Genomic DNA, 18,964 nt, shown 5'->3' with positions numbered 1-18,964 from the left:
TGATGTATATTACAGAATTCAAAAGACAGATTGAGTATTCAATGAACTCTGGTGGTAACTACTCATACGAATGAATTTAAGAATAGGGGGTGTATTAGTGTCTTTATCTTTGCACGCTGGTGTAATGAATTTTGGATTTTTGCAAACCAAGAATACACCCGCAATTGATAGAAGTGTTGGAATTATTGGTGCAGGGCCTTCCGGACTTGCTGCTGCCGGACTTTTGGCCAGTCAGGGATATGAAGTACATGTGTATGACAAGCTCCCAAAGCCAGGCGGTCTTATGGTGTTTGGTATTCCAAGCCATAGAATTCCTGCAGATCGTATTAATCGCGGGGTACGCGATTTAGAGCGTTGTCTCGGAGTTACTTTCAGAACAAATACAAAAATTTGTTGTAGTGCTCCCATGCATGAAGAAGAGGGTGATCATTTTGCTGCGGATATTTTAGGTCTCTCCGATTTAACAGATAACCATGATGCTGTGGTTGTCTGTTCTGGATCATGGAAGTCTCGAAAGCTGACCATCGAAGGAAGCATGCTCGACGGTGTGTATTCCAGTCTGCAATTTCTTTTTCCTATTCGTGCCGTCAAATATGCACACAGCAATGTGTCTATGCCTGAAGTTAAAGGCAAAAAAGTTGTTGTAATCGGCGCTGGGCATTCAGCTATTGATGTGGTGGATTCTGCCAGAACTCTTGGTGCTGAGGATATTACTCTCGTGTACCGAAGAGGCGTTTCTGAGGCTCCGTGTGGAAAATTTGAGATTGATCGTATTCAGGAGATGGGCGTTTCGTGGCTTGAAAAACGTTCTCCAGAATCCATTCAAGGCGTAGGTTGTGTTGAAAAACTTATTGTGCGCAACAGCCAAACGAATGAATTGGAAGAACTGGATGCGGATATTATTGTCAGCGCTATTGGGGAGATTCCAACTCCGCCATTCCAAAAGGAACTTGGGTTGGAAAATGTGCGCAAAGGTGACGTCCGCTGGTTGAATATGACAGCAATGGATAACGTTTTTGTCGCGGGAGATGTGCTAACTGGTCCAAGTAAGATCGGTAAAGCTGTCTACAGTGGACTTCGTGCGGCTCGTTCGCTGACAAACTGGCTTGATTTGAAAGCACAGTCTCGAGAAGCGGAATATAACTTTGATGCGGATAAAATATCGCGGTAACGGCAGGAGCAAATGTGAATAGTATGCAAGAACAAAAGACACTGTTTGTTGATTACTCCAAATGTATCGGTTGCGAAACATGTGAAGCCGTATGTCGCTTTCTACACGATACACCGCGTATAGCTATGTCACGCACTATTGAGGGTGAAATAGTCCCTTTATATTGTCAGCACTGTGAAAATGCTGCTTGTCAGCGTGTTTGTAAACGTGGTGCAATCTCTCGTGATTCTCGCGGTGCCGTACTGCATGATCCTATGAAGTGTCGCGGCTGTGAAACAAAAGATTGTTTGATCGCATGTCCGTATGCAGCGTTTTTTGCTACATGTAAGGGCGTTGCTGTGGCAAAGTGTGATTTATGTAAAAAGCGTAGGGCAGAGGATATGCTTCCGGCTTGTGTTGAGATGTGTCCGTGTGATGCTATTAAATATGTTGATCGCGAAGACATTGCATCGCTAAAAACGCCTGCTTCAGAAGAAGCATTTAAGCGTGTGATGGCGCATATTCGTCCTAAAAAGTTTGTCGATTAATTTCTGGTTAGGCGTTTATCGTTTACAACTCAGGAATGAGCAGCACAAAATAGTATTTGATTACGTTAGTCTTCAAAGGTGATTGTTTGAAATAGTTGTGTAGACTGAGTTACAAATAGCATAGAATTTTTCGTAAAAAAAATGGTGGAGTGATACACTCCACCATTTTTTTTATGCATTTTTTTCAATATATTCGAGCACCGTTTTTGCGTGGTCTGCTGTTTTAAATTTATTAAAGACCTGTTCTATCTTTCCATCTTTTCCGACAAGAAAGCTTATGCGGTGGATGCCGTCATAAATTTTACCCATAAACTTCTTTTCACCCCATACGCCAAAGCGTTCTGCTATTTCATGTTGTTCGTCAGAAAGTAATGAGAAGGCCAGTAATTGTTTTTTGGAAAATTTTTCCAACCGTTTTACGGGATCTGGACTAATGCCGAGAATAGCAATCCCCATAGAATCAAATGTGTCTAGGTTGTCACGCAACCCTTGTGCTTGTGTGGTTCACCCCGTGGTTGATGCTTTGGGATAAAAGTAAACAAGAACACGTTCCTTGCCTTGAAAGTCTGCGAGACAGATTTCTTCTCCAGCTTGATTTGTCAGACAAAAGTTTGGGGCGGGATCTCCTGGCTTTAATGTCTTCATAGACGCTCCTTATTACGTAACAGGCTTAATATGCCCCGTGATTGAAAAGGGGGCTGCCTCGATTCTATAGCTTTCCAACAGGTCTTCGTATGGTATCATGAATTTGCATGTAAATCTCTATGGTAGAAAGACTCTGTTTTTAGAGGAGCATAACATTGTTATGTTACAAATAAAAAAGACCATACGGTGTAGAATATGAATAAACGAAAAGTGAAAAAAATTGTGGTGTTGATGCGTCATGGCATACGTGCCCCCAACCAAACAATGGAAAAATTGGCAGAATGGTCGCATAGAGAATGGCCTGTCTGGTCTGTTGCCCCCGGACATTTAACAGGCCGGGGACGAGAGTTGATAACTGCTTTTTGGCGTAAACATAAATTGGAAGAGCCATACAAATCGTTGTTGTCTGACGGGGAACGTTGCGTAACAGCTGACAATGTTTTTGTTCATGCTGACATAGATGAGCGAACACAGTCGAGCGCAGCTGCTTTTGCTGCTGCAATAGCACCAGAATGTTCACTCCCGTATTTTATTACTACAGATAAGGATAGTGATCCGTTGTACCATCCTGTGCGTGGTAGCGTCTGTCAGCTCACTCGAGAGGTGGGAGAAGACGATATAATAAATTTTGTAGGGCATTCGTTTAATAAGCTTGGAGATAAATTTTGTGAACAACTCGACTTTGTAAATGAATTGCTTGGACCAATGCCGCAAATAACATGTAATGCGTACGGTGTTGAGCAGAGCTGCGAACTTAAGGATCTTCCGCCGCGTGTAAATTTTGCGAACAGTGGTAGAACAATAAATTTACGTGGTGCACTAGGTATTAAGGCAACACTTATTCAGAATTGGTTGCTTGAAAGTGCAGAATGGCCTGATAAAGATCCCGGATGGGGGGAGATTACACCGGACAAGCTTTCTAAGTTGCTTGTTGCTAGAGCAGCAATCTTCAACAGTTTGAACAGAGCTAGTGGATATGCTCGTGATCGTGGCAGTGTCATGTTGAAGGTTATGACTGATGCCCTTACAAGTACACATCATGATCAGAGAGTAAATCAGGCTCAGCTCGTTGTGTTTGTTGGGCATGATACGAATATGGCGCATGTGAGCGAATTGCTTGGTATGGATTGGGATTTAGAGGGCTTTGCGTACAATGATATTCCACCAGCAAGTTTTCTTCAGTTTATTCTTTGGGAAGAACCGTCTGGTGAGGAGGTTGTGACGGCAGATTTTTTGGCACAACCACTGGCAGTTATGCGAAGTAATCACCCCGAAAGGGAATTGCCTTATGAGATTGTAAAAAATCTGTCTTTCTGTCCTCGAGAAAAGGGGACACTTGAGCCGCGTGTAACTAAATATTCACTTGAGAAGTTTTGTTCAACAGTAACAGATGTCATAAATCTGGATTGTGTCCCTAAGATACCACCTCTTGTGAAAGGGAAGTTGAAATAAGCTTATTTTTTACAAGTTAACATAATCATATAGGCTGAAAAGATGCCCTATATGATTGTTTATTGGAACACGACATCTTGTAATTTCCTAAAGGGCAGGGTGGTGCCGAAAAGAAAGGGGATCGATTAAACAAGATGTCTGTGTTGGATTTATAGAAAAAGTTTTTTGCATAAAAAAAGCCCGTACGATTATCTCGTACGGGCTTTTTAATGATATCAGCAGTTAGTTAAAGTTCAGTTTGTCAGTGATGTTGTACTGAATCCAACGATGGTCGAACCATTCAATAGGAGTTACAGGAATCCCAGAAACAATAACACCAAAGTGAAGATGATCACCGCCGGACATACCGGTTGAACCGGAGATACCAATTACGTCACCTTGGTTAACAACGGAACCTACGGTTGTTCTGATCTCAGTCATGTGCGCATAAAGCGTCTGAAGGCCAAGGCCGTGGTCAATGACAACAACGTTTCCGTAAATTCCAAGGTTGCCTGCAAAAACAACGGTACCCTTGTTTGACGCCGGAATTGGAGATTGCTTACGGGAAGCAAGGTCGAGTCCCAGATGTGTCTGTTTGTCAACTACCTTGTCTTTGTACATATAGCTTCGGCGGTCACCGAACCCAGCACGGGTAGCAGAGTTAGGAAAGCGCATGAACTTACTTTTCCATAAAATGGAAGAAGAGGTTTGACGACCTATCTTAATAAGCATGTCGCGGTTTTCTTTGCGAATTTTTTGGTTCACGACGAGGAAGCGTTCCAGATTATTCGTTGCCTGAGGGGTGTCTTTAGCAAAGGCTGGCATTTTGGTATTTAAGAACCGGTCGCTTAATCGAATCTTGTCGTGACGGAATTTGCGAGACAATGGATTGATTGAAAAAGGCTGATCGTATACGTTGCCAGCAATGTCCATTGCAAACGCAGTTGGATTGTAATCCTTTTTCTCTATGCTTTGTGGGAAAGCAAAGAAGCTGATGTAAGTTCCATCTGCTTGTTTGTAACCCGGGAAAAACATCTCGTTAACTTTCACGCCTGAAGTATCAACAGGTTCAGAAACAGTATACGCAATAACTCCGGTACCACCTTGCCAAATGTTTGGCGGAAGTGATTTTATAGCAATACTTGGAGGAGTGTTGTCCATTCTCATGGTAACAACTTTGCGGGTAGTGTTTCCTTTACCAAATGCTGCAAGGGATGTGTCAGTAGCAGAAATGATCATTTCAAATGCGCCATCAGAGACCTTAGCGCTTGAAAGAGGAACATTAAGTGTTATCGACTTGTTACCCGGTTCAAATGATGTTGAATATAACGGAATGTTTTTAGAATTTTTGCGAACTGCGATGGAAAGATTTTTAAGCTCAGATGTAACATCATGCAGCGAAATTGTAACGCTGCTGTTTTTGTTTACACGAGCGTTTTCCTTATCGATAGCAACGATTGGTCCCTGCTGGTCTTTAAATAAAAGCCAGCCAGCGATTGCACCGCCGCAAATGAGTGATAAGAATACAATGAAGAAGAAAGTTTTTTTAAGGCTCGCCATGGGCAGTCCCTTGTACAACGTTAATGTGGTGGAATGGGGTAATATAATTATATTACCTAAGACAGGTATTTGATTGGTGCAGTTACAACTTTGCAAGTATGAAAGCGTGCGCCGACATTATGGTTATAGATAACCATAGCTCAAAAAATCGATTATTTCATAATATTTGTGATTATGCCGGTGAGATTGAGTAAAAAAACTCAGCGTTTCATAAAGTGAAAAAGCACAGCAGCCGATGGGACATTACCTAGATACACTGAATCTAACAAGTCAAAGTATCAACTGCTATGCATATAGTAGGGTTTGACTTATGTGTCTAATGCATCCATTAGGTCAATTGTCAGACGCAAAAAATCTGCTTCTGTAAGAATTCCTACAAGTATATCCTTTTCTACGACTGGTAAGCATCCGTATTTATGATTCAGAAGTAGCTCTGCTGCATCGCGTAGACTTGCTTGTGGTGCCACAGCAAAGACATCACTGCGCATTATTTCTGATACAGGGATAGAAGCTTCAATTTCATCCTGCACATCTCTATCTATGTCTGCTAATTTGGAGAGAGTGGAGGATAATATGTCTCTATGTGTTATGATGCCGACAAAAAAATTTCCTTTCTCGACAACTGGGATATGACGAATACGTGCCAGCTCCATTAGGGACTTGGCAGCCATTAAGGAATCGGATTTTTTGAGTGTGAATAAATTTGTGGACATCAGGTCTTGTACATGCAGCATAATGGTCTCCATTGATTTCTAATTTACACAATGTTCATTTGATGTTGCGGAGCGTCAAACCGTGGATACAGTTGACTTGTGTAGAAAAATCTGATTCTCAAGCCGAACAGATGTAGTATTTAGTGTACCGCGTGGTTGTTTTTCTGACTATGACTATTTCACGTTAAAGGAATCTTATTTTGCCGTACGATTTGAAGCGTAACAGAGAAAGAATGGTTCGCGACCAGCTTGAGCAGCGCCATATCTCTGATCCGAACGTGCTACGTGCAATGCGTTCTGTCCCACGACATAAGTTTGTGCAGGATGCCATGCGGTTGAGCGCTTATGAAGATAATGCGTTGCCCATTGGTTATGGGCAAACTATTTCTCAACCTTACATTGTTGGACTTATGTCAGAAGCGCTCGAAGCAGAACCGGGAATGAGTGTGCTTGAAATTGGCACGGGTTCCGGCTATCAAGCGGCTGTGCTCTATGCAATGGGCTTACAGGTTTATTCTGTAGAACGTATTCCAGAACTACATGATGCTGCGGTAAAAATTTTTGCTGACCTCGGGTACACCTCTCCACAGTTTAAATTGGATGATGGTACGCTTGGCTGGCCGGAAAAAGCTTTGTTTGACCGGATATTGGTCACGGCAGGGGGGCCTGAAATCCCTAAACCCTTGGTTGATCAATTGGCTGACCCTGGAGTTCTTGTTTTGCCTGTAGGGCGAGCAAGGCGAACGCAACAGCTTGTGCGAATAAGAAAAAATAACGGTGACATCACATTGGAAAAACTGGGCAGCGTTGCTTTTGTAGATCTGGTGGGTACACACGGATGGTAACTTAATGAAGTTGATGTCTAAGTTGATGGACTGGGTTTCTAGGTCGGCTCTTTCTCCTAAGGCAAAGTGGATTCTAGCATTTGTTGCATTTACAGAATCCATTATTGTTCCACTTCCTCCAGATTTGCTTTTAATACCTATGGCGCTCACTCAGCGCAAAAAAGCATTCTATTTTGCGACAATTTGTACTGTCGGCTCTGTCTTTGGCGGAGTGATCGGTTACTATATCGGGTATCATTTTATGGACTATCTAGGCATGCCTATTGTCCGTTTTTATAATCTATCTACCGAATATGTTGCTATTAAAGAATGGTACGACACCTATAATGCATGGGCTGTTGCTGTCGCAGGGCTTACACCAATCCCGTATAAGCTTTGCACGTTGTCAGCGGGTGCTTTTAAAGTAAACTTTGGCATTTTCCTGTTTGCTTCAGTCATCAGCCGCAGTTTACGCTTTTTTGCCATTGCCGGTCTTATTTATATGTTTGGCGAACGGGCACGATACTTTTTGGAAAAACGATTTGATCTGGTTTTAATCGGTGCCCTGATACTTGGTATTGCCGGATTTATAGCATTAAAATTTCTCTAATGGCTAATTTTGCTGCTTGATAGCTTGACTGGTCGGGCAGACTGCTTATCTAGCCATTAAATATAAGGAGTTGCAAACATGTCTTCTTGCAGCGGTTGCTCCTCTTCCAAGGAAATTACTCCGGGGAAAGAGATTAAAGCGAGCCCAAAAAAGAATATTCAGGACGAAATGATTAACTGTACGTTGGATAAGATCCGCCACAAGTTATTCATCATGAGCGGTAAAGGTGGCGTGGGCAAAAGTTCCGTTACCGTTAACACCGCAGTAGCGCTTGCTGCCAAGGGTTTTAAAGTAGGCATCTTGGATGTTGATATTCATGGTCCAAGTATTCCTGGCCTTCTCGGTATAAAAGATTCTGGACTCGAATCAGATCGTGGTGGTTTGTTGAATCCTGCAAAGGTTAACGACAATTTATATGTTGTTTCTATGGATTCTTTGCTGAAAGATAAGGATACTGCCGTATTGTGGCGTGGTCCTAAAAAAACAGCAGCAATCCGTCAGTTTGTTTCAGATGTAAACTGGGGCGAGCTTGACTTTTTGCTTATTGATTCCCCTCCAGGAACTGGCGATGAGCACATGACTGTTCTTAAAACTATTCCGGACGCAACTTCTGTTGTAGTTACTACTCCGCAGGAAGTCTCTCTTGCAGACGTACGAAAGGCTGTTAACTTCCTCCAGTACGCAAAAGCTAATGTGCTTGGTGTAGTTGAAAATATGAGCGGCCTTTCATGTCCGCACTGTGGTGAGGAGATCGAGCTGTTTAAGAAGGGTGGCGGGGAAAAGCTTGCTGAAAAGTATGGTCTTGAATTCCTTGGTGCCATTCCGCTCGATCCTGCAACCGTAGTGGCTGCGGACAGAGGTGTTCCTGTTGTTATGCTTGAAGAGGACACTGCTGCAAAAGCAGGCTTCCAGAATCTTGCAGACAACATCGTAAAAGCGCTTAACTGTAGCCTTGAGTCTGTATCCTCAGATCATTCATAGGTAAGGCTTTCGAAAGAAGCATACAGAGGCTTCCCCTTTGTTATGTTGTACGAAATAAAAAAACCATGACGGTCTCGTCATGGTTTTTTTATGCAAAAATATAAAAAAATACTTCAAATAACTCTAGATGCTATCAATATATTATATTTTGGTGTCCTCGCAGTCTTTGCACCTTGTATGAACTGTGGTACACAGCGTTATCTTGAATAAACCAGCTAGAGGTAGAGCACACATGTTTAATTTGGCGAACAAGATTACCATGTTCAGAGTTTTGTTGGTTCCATTTGTGGTTGTACTTTTGTACTTCCCGAGTGAAACAACTTGTTTACTTGCATTTTTTCTTTTTTCTCTTGCTTCGTTCTCAGACCTTGTGGACGGCTTTATTGCCCGTCGTGAAGGTATGGTAACAAGCTTCGGAAAATTTCTCGATCCGCTTGCGGACAAATTGCTGATTTGCTCAGTACTTGTCATGCTTGTAGAACTTGGTTGGGCGCCAGCTTGGGTTGTTATTACAATCATTTGCCGAGAACTTATAGTAACTGGCTTACGTGCAATGGCTTCTGATGAAGGGATTGTTATTGCAGCAGATAAATACGGAAAAATGAAAACCGTATTACAAATGTTAGCACTTTCTCCTATGATTATTCATTACCCTTTGTTCGGGTATGATGTCGCCGTTATTGGCGAAATACTTCTTTACATTGCATTGATCCTGACTGTATTTTCTGGTGGAAATTACCTTTTCGGGTTTTATAAAAACTGGTTACAGCAGGACGAACAAAAATAAAATTTCTGCTGAGAGCATATGACAGAAGGTGCATCCCTTTTATGTTAGACTCGCAAGGAAAATACATGAGAGAACTTGAAGAATTGAAAAGCAGGCTGCGCAATTGCCTGCATACAATTCTTGAGCTGGAACCTGATCTTGACGAAATTGAATTGAGTCATGATTTGCGGGATGAATTCGGCATGTTAAAAATGCTGATAGAGCGAATCAATGAGATGGAGCTAGTTGAAGATGATGTTGCACGCATTGAGTCTGCAACAGCTAACTTCCTGGAAGAACTGCAGTTCCCTATGTCGCATGTGAAGGTTACTGCTGAAAGGCGACGTTTTTTACAATAGCTATGCTAATAAAACGAATTTTGCTGGCGTTATCTGTGCTGCTTAACCTTACGCTAATAGTTTATCTGTTAGTGAGTGACAATGGGGTGAGCAATTACCAGACGCTTAAAGCTGACACGTATGCTTTTACGCAACAGCAGGATATGCTTGATGAAAAAGCGTATTTGTTGAGTCATGAAATACGACTTTTGCAGAATGACTCAGAATACGTCGAAAAAATTATAAGAGCACGTCTTGGATTTGTTAAAAGTAATGAAATATTGTATATTTTTCCCGATAGCAAAATCAAGATCCCTGTTGGAGTGCGCGAATGATTCAAGCAAAGATCAAGTGGTATAAGGAAGTTTTGGAGCTCGATCCAGGTTCTAAGGTGTTTTTTCCACTTGCGCGACTTCTCGTAAAAGAAAGGGATCTTATTGAAGCTGTCTCTGTTTTAAAGGCAGGATTAGAAAGGCATCCGGAGCATTTTGAAGCCCGCTTGCTACTGTTAAACTGCCTTGAACGGGTAGAAGATTTTGACCAGATTCATACAGAACTTGGGGCGCTTGGAGAAATTCTAAAGCGGTATCCGAATTTCTGGAAAATTTGGGCAGGGTTGCTTGCTGCTGAACCTGGCTCTCAAGATGCTGCGCTCGCAATGACTTTTCTTGCGGCGGCTTTTGAAGAAACTCCGATTACTTGGCGTGATGTTATTGATAGAGGTCTTCAGGCTTGTCTGGAAGAGAATGCTGACAGTTTTCTTATTTCTCATCCAATATCAAAACAAAACTCTGCACCAGTTTCAGAATCTGTACCTGCCGACCATGATATGGAATCGGTAGAGGATGTTGCGGAAACTGTTGTGCCGGTTACATCGCCACAAGATATTTCTCAGTTAAAAAGTTTAGCAGAACTAGAAGGTGAAATTCCGCTGATACGCAAACAGGAAACTGTTTTTAGTGGAACCATGGAAGGGGGGGAGTCCATTTCAGAACGCACTTTGTCTATGGCGCAAATACTTGCGGACCAAGGTGATCTGAAAGGTGCTCTCGAGCTTTGTGACGAACTCACAGAGCAAGTAACAAGCAGGGAAGAGCTTGAGAATATTACTGAGCTTCGAACAAAGATTCTGGCAGACAGGAAACACACTGTGCCGGATGAATCTGAAACTGTTACAAGCAAGGACAGAATTGTCCACACGCTTGAAGCACTTGCAGAACGTCTAGAAGCTCGAGCCTCGTAATTCTTTCCTTTATAGTTTCAGGAGATTGTATTGCATTATTCATTGAAGTGTGGTGTTGCCTTGTGCGCGCTGCTAGTCTTATTAACTGGTTGCAAGCAAAGTGTTAACAACACATGGCGTGAGACTAAAGGGTACTATAATACATATTTGAATACCCCTGCTGAACTTAAATTTTCTGAAGTTGATGTTGAAACAGCTGAAGAAAATTTGGCTGTTATGTATACCCCGATTGGGGAAGAGTTGGAAAAATTCGTTCGTGTTATTGACGGAAAAGATGTTTTTCCAGACCTTGCTTGGGTTGAAGCAACCACGCAGCGTTTTCCTTGGCTTTCCGGTGTTGCCGTTGTGAACCTTGAAGGCAAAGTGCTAATGCAGCGTCCCGCTGTAAGTATGAAGCCTTTAAATGTCGCTCCGCTTCTTGATGAAAACAAAAAGTACGGTTTCCGTAAGCTGCGTGGATATGTTGACGAAACTCCACTTGGCAACGAAGCGTATGTAGCAATGCCGTTTTTTGTCGATAATGAAATGAAAGGGCTTGTTGTCGCACATTTTGATGTGCGCAGCCTTGTTGAACTTTCTCCTAAACCAGAAGAGCTTGTTATACTCGCTGGTGAGAAAGTCTTGTGGAGCGGTAAGTACCAGTTCGAAAGTACACCGTTTGCACAGATCAACTGGCAAGAAATGCTCGGTGATGAAAGTTACGGAGTTGTCACTGAAAGCGGCAATTCTTACACTTGGCTTGTCCGATACCTTGGAGATATTCCAATTGTTTTTGGTACAGCCACACCTCAAGAGACCGCAAGCTAGCTTGCACTCTGTATTGCTTTTAAGACTACAAACAAACTGTTTGACTCTATAAGTCATTATGCATAGAGCAAACTTTCATCCTGCATAATAACATGAAAGGGTACCTGTGTTGATGTTCTCAATACAGGTACCCGTTTTGTGTCAGGAGAATAGTTGGTAACAGACTCAATGTATTGCTATTGAGTTACATTATATTTTTCGGGTAATTGACAAATCCCAGTTCCATTGTAGTATGAATAAATTAATTTATATTCATAGATAGTTAGGAGTAAACCCATGCGCCAAGTAACCGTTACTGAACATCTATTATTGCATCAAACAGAGACTCCTGATGCTTCCGGTAAATTTACTGCACTCTTTTATGATCTCATTTTGGCTGCAAAAACCATATCAAAAACAATGAATAAAGCTGGTTTGCTCGATATTTTAGGAGCAACCGGCGAGATCAATGTTCAGGGCGAACAGGTTCAGAAACTCGACGCGTATGCAAACCGTGTGCTTATCCATCGTATGGAGCGTACTGGTGTATTGTGTGCGATTGCTTCTGAAGAAAATGCTGATTTTATTCGCATCCCAGAGCAATACAAACAAGGTGAGTACATTCTCATTTTTGATCCTCTTGATGGATCTTCTAATGTTGACGTTAACGTAAATGTCGGCACCATTTTCTCCATTTTGCGTCGTAAATCTCCTTCCAATAATGACGTTACATTATGTGATGTTTTGCAAAGTGGTGTAGAGCAGGTTGCAGCGGGGTATTTCCTTTATGGTCCTTCCACGATGCTCGTATATTCAACTGGTGACGGCGTTCATGGCTTTACCCTTGACCCGAGTGTTGGTGAATTTTTGTTGTCTCATCCAGATCTTCGTATTCCTGAACAGGGCAAAGTTTACTCTGTGAACGAAGGCTATTACAAGTACTGGGATGATGCGACCCGTGAAGCTATTGAATTTTTCAAAGGTGAGACTAACCCGTTAGGCAAGCCATACTCTGCACGCTACATTGGTTCTCTCGTTGCGGACTTCCATCGAGGCCTTCTTAACGGTGGTATTTATATGTACCCAGCAGACTATCGCAATCCGGGTAAGCCAAAGGGCAAGTTACGCTATTTATGCGAAGCTTCTCCGCTTGCATACCTTGCAGAGCAGGCAGGTGGTGCCGCTACTGATGGCACGACTCGTATTCTTGAGTTGCAGCCTGAAGAGCTGCATGAACGTGTACCGCTTTTCATTGGTTCAAAGAATGATGTAAAAGCAGTAGCTGATATTTATAAAAAAAACCGTAAAGCGGCTAAATAGTTGTTAACGGAACGGACTGCGGAATATTTGTATGCTCACTTTAGGTATTGAATCCTCGTGCGATGAGACTGCTTTTGCTCTTGTTCAAGACGGGGAGTTGGTAGATAGTGTAATTTCTACACAAATTGATATTCACGCACTGTTTGGCGGTGTTGTTCCAGAGATTGCCTCTCGTGAGCACTATCGACTTATTGGGCACTTATACGATTCTTTACTTGCCAAAACAGGTATTGATGCAGAACAAATAGATAACGTCGCAGTCTCACGAGGTCCAGGATTGTTGGGAAGTCTGCTTGTCGGGGTTGGATTTGCAAAAGGTCTTGTTGCTGGAACAGATAAAAAGCTTATAGGTGTCAATCACCTACATGCACATCTTTTGGCAGCAGGGTTAGAACAGGAATTAAAACTTCCTGCACTTGGTTTGCTTGTATCTGGCGGACATACACAGATCTTCCTTATTCGCTCGGTAGATGATTTTGTCGAGCTTGGTAAAACGTTGGATGATGCAGCAGGTGAGGCCTTTGATAAGGTCGCAAAAATGTTGAATATGCCATATCCTGGCGGCAAGTATATTGACCAACTGGCCAAGCTTGCTACACCGGATAAAAAGCGATTTACTCGACCGTATCTTGACAATAAGAATCTAAACTTTAGTTTCAGTGGGTTAAAGACTGGATTGAGTTTGTACATTGAAGCGCATTCACATTTAAAGCTACCTAGCCTTAATGATATTGATGAGCTGTTTAATGGTACACGAGATGTGACTGAGCTTGCTGAACTCTGTGCATCTTTTAACTTTACCGTTGCAGATACGTTGCGCGTTAAAATGCAACGTGCCATAGATCAACGTAAAGAACTGGGCGACTCCATCAATAGTATTATTGTAGCAGGGGGCGTCGCCGCGAACAGTGTAATCCGTGATGCGATGGCTGGTGTAGCTAATGGGCGAAATATTCCGCTCACGCTCCCGTCCTTCGAGCTGTGTACCGATAATGCTTCCATGGTCGCATATATGGGTGAACAGCTTATTCTCAAAGGATACTCACACGGATTGGACTTGGATGCCATTCCTCGTGGTAGAAAGATTCCACAGGACTATCTGCATAGTTTATGTTAGAAATTAAAGTGTGAGGAACGAATAGTTACCTCACTCTTGACACTGTCTTACAGGCTTACTATTTATAGTTTTCAGTAAATATAACCTCCTGTAGATATTTACTGAGTTCTGAAAGCAATGGCCAATTGGCCAATTTTTAATGTTTAGTAAAAAAGGAGCGAACAATGGCTGCTCAAGTAACAGATAGCAATTTTGAAGCTGAAATTCTCGAATCTAAAATCCCTGCATTGGTGGATTTTTGGGCTCCTTGGTGTGGCCCATGCCGTGCAATGGGACCTGTAATCGACGAGCTTGCTGCTGAGTATGAAGGCCAGGTTCGTATCGTAAAAATGAATGTTGATGAAAACCCAGGTACACCGAGCAAGTACGGTATCCGTGCAATTCCTACCATCATTCTTTTTAAAGATGGTGAAGTGCTCGAGCAGGTAACTGGCGCAGTTTCTAAAAGCAGCATTCAAGATATGATTACCAAGAAGGCTCTTGGCTAATGAAAAAATTCGATTGCTTTGTAATCGGGGGCGGTCCGGCTGGAATGACGGCCGCCCTTTATCTTCTTAGGTCGGGGGTGACAGTGGCGATGGCTGAAAAGCTAACGCCGGGCGGACAAGTTCTGCAGACCGAGGAAGTAGAGAACTACCCGGGCTTTCCGAAAGGTATTAAAGGGTACGAACTCGCAGATGTTTTTGCAGAGCATCTCGAGGGGTACGAACTGGAACGATACACCGAACCAGTAACCTCTCTTATACATGCGCATGGTGCTAACAAACTTAAAGTGGGCGATCAGGAAATTATTGCCCGCTCAGTTATTATTTGCACCGGTGCACGTTACAAAAAGCTTGGTCTCCCTAACGAAGAATTCTTGACAGGCAAAGGCGTATCTTATTGCGCTTTGTGTGACGGCAATTTTTTTAGAAATCAAACAGTCGCTGTAGTCGGTGGTGGTAACTCTGCACTCGAAGAGTCCCTCTATCTGGCGAAGTTGGTAAAAAAACTGTATCTCATTCACCGTCGGGAAGGCTTCCGCGCTGCAAAGCATTATCAAGATAAGATAAAAGCCTCTCCTGTTATTGAAGTTGTGAAAAACACCATTGTAAAAGAGCTGCATGGTGAGAACGGCTTGACCGGGGTACTCGTTAAGAACTTGAAAACAGAAGAAGAGCAAGTGCTGCCAGTAGATGGCCTGTTTGTTTTTGTTGGCTATGAGCCAAACAAAGAACTGCTACCAGATGGTTTGCAGACAGACGAAACAGGATTCATTTTAACAGACATTGAAATGCGCACTAACTTGCCGGGCATATTTGCCTCCGGTGATTGCAGAGCAAAACAATGTCGTCAGGTTACTACTGCGGTTGGTGATGGTGCAACTGCAGCAAACTCTGCCTTCCTTTATTTGGAACAACTCAATGCGTAGAACGCTGCTTCGCTTTTTAGCTATTCTTCCACTGTTAAGTGTTTTATCCGGCTGCGGTATTATTGACTATTTTTACTTGCCGCCTCCTGAAGATACAGCTCAGGAGATTTTTGAAGCAGGTAACGATGCTATGCGTGATAAAAACTACGCAAAAGCAAAAGAGTACTTTAACACCCTTAAAGACAAATATCCGTTTAGCCCATATGCTGTGGAATCCGAACTTTCCTTGGCCGATGCGTACTTCCTTGATACCGACTACTTGTTAGCGGTTGATTCATACAAGGAATTTGAGTCATTGCATCCACGGCATAAAGCTATTCCATATGTGTTGTTCCAGATTGGTAACGCAAACTTAGAAAGTTTTGTTTCCATTGACCGTCCTCAGGATAACATTGCCGAAGGCTATGAATACCTGACTCGTCTGAAGGAATCATACCCGGGTAACGAATATGCAGAAAAGGCAACACCTTTAATGCAGCGTGCTCGTAAGTTGATGGCAGCACACGAAGTTTATGTTGCAGATTTTTACTGGCGACGTGAAAACTACGGCTCTGCTTATGAACGCTATAAGTTTGTGATGCAGCACTTTAAAGATGTTCCAGACTATCAGGAGTACGTTAAAGAACGTGCTCGACTTTCCTATCTTAAAAAGACTGAACAGGAAGCTGAGCTTCTTCGTGAAGAAGACCAAGGGTCTTGGAAAGATTATTTTGAGTGGTTGTAATACTCCGCTTTAATAAGAGTTGAAAACTCCCACGTAACATTTGTTACGTGGGAGTTTTTTATTAAACCCAGTGTCATTTGGCTGTTTGTTCATGATTTGAAATGTCGATGTGAAGTCGAAGAATCTCAAAGAATTTTTGACGATACATTTAAAAAACTTCGAAGTTCTGCTGCAAGAGCTATGTAAAATTTGTGGCTGGCAGGGCTGATGTTCTTTCACTCGCCTACAATCCCATCTCCGCACAGTGTTCAAGTTGCTTGCGATCTAAAATATGAACACTTCGTCCTTCTATTGCAATCATACCTCGTTCACTCATCCGTTTTAAAGTTCTTGAGAGTGCTTCCGGTGTTGCTCCGATAACCTTTGCCAGTTCTTTATGCGACATTGGTAAAATTACCACCTGTTGTTTTTTCAGAGAACTGTTTTGGGGTTCAAGTTTTGCAATGAATGTTGCAATGCGTTGAGGCACCTCCTGCAAAGAAAGAGTTCCCGCAAGCTCCATTGCGTCTCGTAATCGCTCTGAGACTTTTTGAAGCATGGAGAATAGAAATGCAGAGTCTTTTTCTGCGGCGGCAAAAAAGCTTTGCTTTGAGATAGAGACTACTTTGCATGTAGTTAATGCGGCAGCAGTTACAGGGAATGGTTTTTTTCGAAAGGTTGAGCATAGGCAGAAAGGCTCACCGTCATGTAGAACAAAAAGTGTCTGCTCTTTCCCTTCTGGAGAACTTTTATATAATTTAGCTGTACCATTGAGCAAAATGTACAGACCAGAAGGAGATTCACCTTCCCCGATAATGATGTCTTTTGCTTTGTAAGTCATTTCAATGGCACCGTTGAGGAGTGTTGGAAAAACCTCGGCAGGCACCTGAGCAAATAGTGGAAGTTCTTGAAAAGCTTGTTCTAATGTCTTCATTTTTTGTGACCTGTTGATGTATGTCAATGCGCAATAATACCATTCATTGCATAGAATAAGTAAGTATCAAAAGTAATTCCCTGAGTTAGGACTCTTAGCGAAAGCAAGGGATTTATTCAGTGTGCTTTTGATTGTGTTGCAAGGAGTTCTTTGAGTGTTTGTTGCTGTGTTCCCCGCTGTTAGGTGAGCACGGTATCAATTTCTCCTCCCATTTGTGAGCTAATGGAGGTTGTTATGCTAACTAGGTTGAACACGTATTGTTCGCGATTTTTCCTAGTAATGGCTGGATGTTGTTGTTTCTATATTGTTTTAGTGGGGACATCTTTTGCTAATCAACTAACAAAGGAACCGGATAAAACGTATGGCGCTGAGCAAGCTCGAAAAGTTTCCCAGCCAGCTAAGCGTTGGGTGACTACTGATCATAGCCGCCACACTGTTCTACAGCAGGAATTTGCCTCTCCGGAAGATGTAACCAAAGCATGTTTAACATGCCATAATGAGGCGTCACGTCAAATACATAAAACCATCCACTGGACTTGGACTGATCCAGCTGACAGTGAAAAGCTGATGGGAAAAAATGGGCTTACACTTAATAACTTTTGCATTTCAATTCATTCTAATGAACCACGTTGTACTTCTTGTCATGCCGGGTATGGATGGAAGAATGGACAATTTGACCTAAGTAAAGAGGAAGCGGTTGATTGTCTTGTTTGCCACGATACCACGGGAACGTACGAAAAATTTCCGACTAAGGCAGGGTACCCTGCGATTAAACCAACAAAATTTGGCAAAAAAACTTTCCAGCCTCCTAACTATACAGTGATTGCCGCTTCGGTTGGTCGTCCGACACGAACCAACTGTGGTGTCTGTCACTTCTTTGGTGGTGGAGGGGATGGAGTAAAACACGGCGATTTAGATTCTTCATTGTTTAATCCTAGCCGTGAGCTTGATGTGCATATGAATGCTGAAGGGGCTAATTTTACCTGTCAGCGTTGCCATTCGACGGATGCACATTTCATAGCAGGTCGTACGTATAAACAACCAGCATTTACGGATCGCCGGAGCCTTATTGAAGACGACCTTGTGAAACGTATTTCGTGTGAATCGTGTCATACTGCTACGCCACACGCAATGGGTCATAAAGCGAATGATCATACAGATAAAGTTGCGTGTCAGACTTGCCATATTCCAGCATTTGCTCGAGTGAAACCTACAAAAATGTACTGGGATTGGTCGACTGCCGGAAAAATGAAGGATGGCAAACCGTATAAAGTAAAAGGTGCACACGGCAAAGCTTCGTACATGACAAAGAAAGGTCATTTTGTATGGGAGAAGAACGTCCAACCTGAGTATTTCTGGTACAACGGAAAAATGGATTACCTGCTCGTTACTGATAAAATTGACCCGAACAGTGTTGTTAAGGTGAATTCTGTTGAAGGTGACAAGAATGATCCTGATTCACGTATTACTCCGTTTAAGGTTCACCGTGGTAAGCAGCCTTACGACAGCATTAATATGACAATGGGAATTCCACACCTTTTTGGTAAAGACAAAGCAGCATACTGGAAAGGGTTTGATTGGAACAATGCTCTTGAAGTTGGGATGGCGGCAGCGGGTGTTCCATATAGTGGGGAATTTGGTTTTGTTGAGACAGAATACCATTACCCGATAACGCATATGGTAGCCCCTAAAGAGAAAACACTCGCGTGTGATACGTGCCATGCAAAAGACGGCAGGCTAGCGAATTTGGCGGGATTTTATATGCCAGGACGTGACCGAAGTGGTCTTTTGGACTTCATAGGTTGGCTTACAGTGATTGCTGCACTTCTCGGTGTGATTATACACGGCATTATGCGCATAATTAGTAAGCCTAAAGAGCAATAG

At 42.7% G+C, this 18,964-nt stretch carries 21 protein-coding genes; 17 read left to right on the top strand and 4 right to left on the bottom strand.

All coding sequences use genetic code 11. The features are described from left to right. Positions 1-124 precede the first annotated feature (124 nt). Together ACZ5V1_RS06955 and ACZ5V1_RS06950 are read left to right on the top strand one after the other, a co-directional pair. Entirely contained in the window at positions 125-1,171 is a 1,047-nt protein-coding gene (locus tag ACZ5V1_RS06955) for an FAD-dependent oxidoreductase (protein ID WP_464391609.1), read from the top strand. A gap of 23 nt (positions 1,172-1,194) precedes the next feature. Next, the gene (locus ACZ5V1_RS06950) at positions 1,195-1,698 is read left to right on the top strand and encodes a 4Fe-4S dicluster domain-containing protein (RefSeq protein WP_464391608.1); all 504 of its coding nucleotides are present in this window, start codon (positions 1,195-1,197) and stop codon (positions 1,696-1,698) included. Between the two features lie 171 nt (positions 1,699-1,869). Here ACZ5V1_RS06950 and bcp read toward each other — a convergent pair whose 3' ends face one another. Beyond that, positions 1,870-2,343 (bottom strand): thioredoxin-dependent thiol peroxidase, encoded by a 474-nt coding sequence (gene bcp, locus ACZ5V1_RS06945; protein ID WP_464391242.1) that lies wholly within the window; start codon positions 2,341-2,343, stop codon positions 1,870-1,872. Between the two features lie 195 nt (positions 2,344-2,538). Between bcp and ACZ5V1_RS06940 the strand changes: the two genes are divergently transcribed. Continuing rightward, positions 2,539-3,795, top strand: coding sequence for a histidine-type phosphatase (locus tag ACZ5V1_RS06940; protein ID WP_464391241.1), 1,257 nt, complete (start codon positions 2,539-2,541; stop codon positions 3,793-3,795). A 222-nt stretch (positions 3,796-4,017) separates the two neighbouring features. On the opposite strand, the gene ACZ5V1_RS06935 is transcribed toward ACZ5V1_RS06940, so the two are convergent. Both ACZ5V1_RS06935 and ACZ5V1_RS06930 read right to left on the bottom strand, forming a co-directional pair. After that, positions 4,018-5,334, bottom strand: a complete 1,317-nt coding sequence (locus ACZ5V1_RS06935; RefSeq protein WP_464391240.1) for a M23 family metallopeptidase — start codon at positions 5,332-5,334, stop codon at positions 4,018-4,020. 308 nt (positions 5,335-5,642) lie between these two features. Continuing rightward, on the bottom strand, positions 5,643-6,068 hold the full coding sequence (locus ACZ5V1_RS06930; RefSeq protein ID WP_464391239.1) for a CBS domain-containing protein: 426 nt from the start codon (positions 6,066-6,068) through the stop codon (positions 5,643-5,645). A 179-nt stretch (positions 6,069-6,247) separates the two neighbouring features. On the opposite strand from ACZ5V1_RS06930, the gene ACZ5V1_RS06925 reads away from it, so the two are divergent. The 13 genes from ACZ5V1_RS06925 (at position 6,248) to ACZ5V1_RS06865 (ending at position 16,167) form a co-directional block, all read left to right on the top strand. Continuing rightward, positions 6,248-6,892 (top strand): protein-L-isoaspartate(D-aspartate) O-methyltransferase, encoded by a 645-nt coding sequence (locus tag ACZ5V1_RS06925; RefSeq protein ID WP_464391238.1) that lies wholly within the window; start codon positions 6,248-6,250, stop codon positions 6,890-6,892. A gap of 4 nt (positions 6,893-6,896) precedes the next feature. Then, on the top strand, positions 6,897-7,481 hold the full coding sequence (locus ACZ5V1_RS06920; RefSeq protein ID WP_464391237.1) for a YqaA family protein: 585 nt from the start codon (positions 6,897-6,899) through the stop codon (positions 7,479-7,481). 78 nt (positions 7,482-7,559) lie between these two features. Further along, positions 7,560-8,462 (top strand): Mrp/NBP35 family ATP-binding protein, encoded by a 903-nt coding sequence (locus ACZ5V1_RS06915; protein WP_464391236.1) that lies wholly within the window; start codon positions 7,560-7,562, stop codon positions 8,460-8,462. 232 nt (positions 8,463-8,694) lie between these two features. Next, the gene (pgsA, locus tag ACZ5V1_RS06910; protein ID WP_160711379.1) at positions 8,695-9,249 is read left to right on the top strand and encodes a CDP-diacylglycerol--glycerol-3-phosphate 3-phosphatidyltransferase; all 555 of its coding nucleotides are present in this window, start codon (positions 8,695-8,697) and stop codon (positions 9,247-9,249) included. A gap of 65 nt (positions 9,250-9,314) precedes the next feature. Then, entirely contained in the window at positions 9,315-9,587 is a 273-nt protein-coding gene (locus tag ACZ5V1_RS06905; protein ID WP_464391235.1) for a hypothetical protein, read from the top strand. Between the two features lie 2 nt (positions 9,588-9,589). Next, on the top strand, positions 9,590-9,901 hold the full coding sequence (locus tag ACZ5V1_RS06900) for an FtsB family cell division protein (RefSeq protein ID WP_464391234.1): 312 nt from the start codon (positions 9,590-9,592) through the stop codon (positions 9,899-9,901). Further along, positions 9,898-10,809, top strand: coding sequence for a tetratricopeptide repeat protein (locus ACZ5V1_RS06895; RefSeq protein ID WP_464391233.1), 912 nt, complete (start codon positions 9,898-9,900; stop codon positions 10,807-10,809). The genes ACZ5V1_RS06900 and ACZ5V1_RS06895 overlap by 4 nt, the downstream gene beginning before the upstream one ends. Before the next feature lie 30 nt (positions 10,810-10,839). Further along, positions 10,840-11,616, top strand: a complete 777-nt coding sequence (locus tag ACZ5V1_RS06890) for a hypothetical protein (protein ID WP_464391232.1) — start codon at positions 10,840-10,842, stop codon at positions 11,614-11,616. Positions 11,617-11,892: 276 nt separating this feature from the next. Further along, positions 11,893-12,915, top strand: a complete 1,023-nt coding sequence (gene fbp, locus ACZ5V1_RS06885) for a class 1 fructose-bisphosphatase (RefSeq protein ID WP_160711389.1) — start codon at positions 11,893-11,895, stop codon at positions 12,913-12,915. A gap of 31 nt (positions 12,916-12,946) precedes the next feature. Next, positions 12,947-14,032 (top strand): tRNA (adenosine(37)-N6)-threonylcarbamoyltransferase complex transferase subunit TsaD, encoded by a 1,086-nt coding sequence (tsaD, locus tag ACZ5V1_RS06880; RefSeq protein WP_464391231.1) that lies wholly within the window; start codon positions 12,947-12,949, stop codon positions 14,030-14,032. Positions 14,033-14,196: 164 nt separating this feature from the next. Next, complete coding sequence (gene trxA / locus ACZ5V1_RS06875; protein WP_020001787.1) at positions 14,197-14,520, top strand: thioredoxin; 324 nt, start codon at positions 14,197-14,199, stop codon at positions 14,518-14,520. Beyond that, a complete protein-coding gene (gene trxB, locus ACZ5V1_RS06870) occupies positions 14,520-15,443 on the top strand; it encodes a thioredoxin-disulfide reductase (RefSeq protein WP_160711393.1) in 924 nt (307 codons plus the stop codon). Before trxA ends, trxB begins: the two co-directional genes overlap by 1 nt. Further along, entirely contained in the window at positions 15,436-16,167 is a 732-nt protein-coding gene (locus ACZ5V1_RS06865) for an outer membrane protein assembly factor BamD (RefSeq protein ID WP_464391230.1), read from the top strand. Before trxB ends, ACZ5V1_RS06865 begins: the two co-directional genes overlap by 8 nt. A gap of 223 nt (positions 16,168-16,390) precedes the next feature. On the opposite strand, the gene ACZ5V1_RS06860 is transcribed toward ACZ5V1_RS06865, so the two are convergent. Beyond that, positions 16,391-17,080, bottom strand: coding sequence for a Crp/Fnr family transcriptional regulator (locus ACZ5V1_RS06860; protein WP_464391229.1), 690 nt, complete (start codon positions 17,078-17,080; stop codon positions 16,391-16,393). Positions 17,081-17,314: 234 nt separating this feature from the next. Between ACZ5V1_RS06860 and ACZ5V1_RS06855 the strand changes: the two genes are divergently transcribed. Next, entirely contained in the window at positions 17,315-18,964 is a 1,650-nt protein-coding gene (locus tag ACZ5V1_RS06855; RefSeq protein WP_464391228.1) for a tetrathionate reductase family octaheme c-type cytochrome, read from the top strand.

It is taken from the genome of Halodesulfovibrio oceani subsp. galateae (assembly GCF_055397225.1).
This window is presented reverse-complemented; position numbering and strand designations above follow the sequence as displayed.